Origin of the sequence: Micrococcus sp. KRD096 (assembly GCF_017168495.1) — a bacterium.
GTDB lineage: Bacteria > Actinomycetota > Actinomycetes > Actinomycetales > Micrococcaceae > Micrococcus > Micrococcus luteus.
This window is the reverse complement of sequence record NZ_JABFAY010000043.1, coordinates 1-462: the sequence shown is the minus strand read 5'-3', so window position 1 is coordinate 462 and position 462 is coordinate 1. Positions and strand designations below refer to the sequence as shown.

2 protein-coding genes are annotated in these 462 nt (G+C 72.3%); both read left to right on the top strand.

The window, feature by feature from the left end; all coding sequences use genetic code 11:
- Positions 1-220 (top strand): hypothetical protein (locus tag J1M41_RS11360; protein WP_206451774.1); only part of this gene is annotated, 220 nt, incomplete at its 5' end.
- Positions 217-462, top strand: a 246-nt coding sequence (locus tag J1M41_RS11355) for a hypothetical protein (RefSeq protein ID WP_206451773.1), incomplete at its 3' end; no start/stop codon positions are given. The genes J1M41_RS11360 and J1M41_RS11355, both read left to right, overlap by 4 nt.

Below are 462 nucleotides of genomic sequence, written 5' to 3'. Positions count from 1 at the left end.
GGCGATCCTGCAGGCGCGCGCGGACCTCCGCTTGAAGGAGGTGCAGCGGCCGGCGTCGACGTTCACGTTCCAGCATCTGCCGCTGCCGCTGGAGATGTCCCAGGTGGTCCGGTTCGTGCGCACCCGGCACAACGTCGTCGTGCTCGCCGTCGTGGAGAAGACCAGCTTCGACGACGGCACGGGCCTGGCAGAGACGACGGTGCGGGAGGTGGTCTCGTGACGGGGAACCCGATGGCCGGCCTGGTGCAGGCGCTGGCCGGCCCGCAAGAGGCCGCGAAGACACCGGGGCTGCGCGTCTCGGACGGCGTGGTGGTGTCCACGAACCCGGTGCGTGTGCGCCAGGCGGGCGCCGACCCGTCCACGGACCCGCTCGCCCCGCTTTCGCTCGTCCCGGCCGAGGATCTGCCTGTGGGCGCCCGCGTGCTGCTGCTGCACCGAGGCACCCAGAAGATCCTGCTGGGC